3 protein-coding genes are annotated in these 2,536 nt (G+C 55.3%); all 3 read left to right on the top strand.

From position 1 onward, the window contains the following. Window positions 1-280: epoxide hydrolase (locus KDH09_16410; protein MCB0221281.1), on the top strand; the 280-nt coding region annotated here is incomplete at its 5' end. A gap of 34 nt (window positions 281-314) precedes the next feature. Continuing rightward, complete coding sequence (locus KDH09_16405) at window positions 315-1,181, top strand: metal-dependent hydrolase (GenBank protein ID MCB0221280.1); 867 nt, start codon at window positions 315-317, stop codon at window positions 1,179-1,181. A gap of 1 nt (window position 1,182) precedes the next feature. Further along, the coding region (locus KDH09_16400) for an NAD(P)/FAD-dependent oxidoreductase (protein ID MCB0221279.1) at window positions 1,183-2,536 on the top strand (1,354 nt) is incomplete at its 3' end.

Raw genomic sequence — 2,536 nt, 5'->3', positions numbered from 1 at the left:
CAATGTGATGATGTACTGGCTGACGGCTTCGGGCGTTTCGTCGGCCCGCCTCTACTGGGAAAGTGCGTTGAGTATGGACACAAGCGCGGTTCATGAACCGGTGGGCTGCACGATCTTTCCAAAGGAAATTTTTGTGCCCTCGCGCCGCTGGGTCGAGAGCCGATTCACGAATCTCATCTACTGGAACGAAGTAGACGCCGGCGGACACTTTGCTGCGATGGAGCAGCCACAGATCCTGGCAAACGAAATTCGAGTTTGTTTTCGAGACCTGAAGTGCTGAACCGCGAGTAATCAATCATGGGAGAGTAATGGCAATGAGCAATCTGAGAGTGCGGCGAATACCATTTGAGTTCAAAGATGTGGAGTTCATCTGGAATCCGGAGAATCCAGCATTCTCCATCATCGGAAACTTGGTGTCCTTCGGGGCTGTCGGTTTTGAACGCTGGCTTTGTCTGGCATTCCGTCAGGCGCAGGATCTGATTCGGGACCCCGCTGTGCGCGAAGAGTGCGAGCTGTTCATCAAGCAGGAGGCCATTCACTCGGCAGTGCACGCCAATCATTGCAAGGAACTCATTGTCCAGTATCCGGAATTTGCGCAGACCCAGGAGAAGGTGATCGATTACTACTGCAAACTTCTCGATGAGAAACCCCTGGAGCTGAATGTCGCGATGGGTGCGGCGCTGGAGTCCACGTTTACGCCGACTTTCAGATACATCATCGACAACCGCAGGAGTCTGATGCATGGGGGAGATGCCCGTGTTGCGTCCGCTCTCCTCTGGCATTTCTGTGAAGAAATTGAGCATCGAAGCTCAGCCCTGAATGTCTACCAACACATTTACGGCAATCGTTTTCGTCTGCTTGAGATCCTACCGCAGTCGCTCCTCTATATGAGAGGGCTCAGCGGCTTGATGATCCGTGAGTTTGTGCGGGTAGTGCCTGAAGAGATGGCGCGCGCGCGCCTATCCGAGGCATGGGCGGGAATTCCCAGCTGGCAAAAATACAGAATGCTCTTTAACCTACTCTTGAGTCAGACCCCCTGGCACAACCCGAAGAGGGCCGCATTGCCGCGCTGGGCGAACAAGTGGCACGCGGCCTATGATGCGGGCACAGATATGACGCAGTTTGTGGGTGTCAGGGTAGGGGGCTGCGAGCCAATCGTGCCTGAATTGAGAAGTGAGTAATATGTCGGATTCGATGAAGGAAGAACTGGTAGATGTCCTGGGCTTCGATCCAGACACGCTGCGCGAGAAGTACCGCCAGGAGCGCGACAAGCGCCTGCGTGAGGACGGAAACGAGCAGTATGTCGAGGTCACAGGAGATTTTTCGAAGTACGTCGATGATCCCTATGTTGAGCAGATCATCGAACGTGAACCGCTAACGGACGAAGTCGACGTAATTGTAATCGGCGGTGGATTCGGTGGTCTTATCCTTGGCGCCCGATTGCGCGAGGCTGGTGTCAAGGGCGTCCGAATCGTTGAAAAGGGCGGCGATTTTGGAGGCACTTGGTATTGGAACCGCTATCCCGGTGCCGCCTGTGATGTGGAGTCCTACATCTATCTGCCGCTCCTGGAAGAACTCGGAACCATGCCGAGTCGCAAGTATGCCCGGGCACCGGAAATCCTTGCGCACAGCAAACTGATCGGTGAGAAGTTCGATCTGTACGCAAACGCCTGCTTTCAGACCGAGGTCACTGGGGTTGAATGGGATGATGAGGAGCGCAAGTGGCTGGTTTCTACAAATCGCGGGGACCGCATGAAGGCGCGCTTTGTTTGCATGGCCAACGGGCCGCTCAACCGCCCGAAACTTCCTGGGATTCCTGGTATCGACGCTTTTAAAGGCCACACCTTCCATACGAGCCGCTGGGATTACGCCTATACGGGGGGCAGTTCAGAGGGGAACCTTGAAAAGCTTTCCGACAAGCAGGTTGGCATCATCGGCACTGGTGCAACGGCTGTTCAATGCGTGCCTCATCTTGGAGCTGCGGCAAAGCAACTGTACGTGTTCCAGCGGACGCCCTCTTCCATCGACGTTCGCGACGATCGGCCGACCGACCCCGAGTGGGCGAGCAGCCTCAAGCCCGGCTGGCAGAAGGAGCGGATCCGGAACTTCACTGCGCTGACCTCGGGCGCAATGGTTACCGAGGATTTGGTTCACGACGGGTGGACAGAGATTGTCGGCAATTTGATGAAGATGATGAAGAGCCGAAACGCTGGCGCTCTGAGGAAAGCGAGCCTTGAGAGCAAATTCGAAATTGCAGATTTTCAGAAAATGAACCAGATTCGCTCCAGGGTTGAGCATGTAGTTCAGGATCCCAAAACTGCTGATGCGCTCAAACCCTGGTATCGCCAGTTCTGCAAGCGCCCATGCTTCCACGATGAGTATCTCGATACCTTCAACCGACCGAATGTGGAACTCGTGGACACCGATGGCAAGGGGGTCGAGCGCATCACCGAAGAAGGCGTCGTGGCGAACGGCAAGGAATACGAGCTCGACTGTCTGATCTTTGCGACCGGTTTCGAGGTGGGGACCGACTACT

The organism is Chrysiogenia bacterium (assembly GCA_020434085.1).
Lineage (GTDB): Bacteria > JAGRBM01 > JAGRBM01 > JAGRBM01 > JAGRBM01 > JAGRBM01.
This window is presented reverse-complemented; position numbering and strand designations above follow the sequence as displayed.